Origin of the sequence: Acinetobacter sp. AL9 (assembly GCF_041464035.1) — a bacterium.
Taxonomy (GTDB): domain Bacteria; phylum Pseudomonadota; class Gammaproteobacteria; order Pseudomonadales; family Moraxellaceae; genus Acinetobacter; species Acinetobacter towneri.
In genome coordinates this window covers 1-219 of sequence record NZ_JAYFSK010000307.1, presented here as the reverse complement: position 1 = coordinate 219, position 219 = coordinate 1, and the positions used below count along the sequence as shown (strand labels likewise).

The window sequence follows — 219 nt, the reverse complement described above, 5'->3', positions numbered from 1 at the left end:
CCACCTGTTTTAAGGCATTGGCCAGAGGTTCCAGTTCCACACCGCAGCGACCAATCCAGTCAGATAAAGTGGATCTGGACAGATCAATGCCAGCCCGCTGATAGATCAGACGTTGACGGTACAGCGGCAAATGATCGGCATATTTCGATACCAAAACATGGCTGAGCAGTTCAGGTGAAGCAATGCCTTTATCAATCACATAGGCGGGCATCGCTTGCT

At 50.2% G+C, this 219-nt stretch carries 1 protein-coding gene; it reads right to left on the bottom strand.

Annotated elements, in window-relative coordinates:
- On the bottom strand, nucleotides 1–219 hold a 219-nt coding region (locus ACEO2X_RS14840), incomplete at both ends, for a transposase (RefSeq protein ID WP_371972228.1).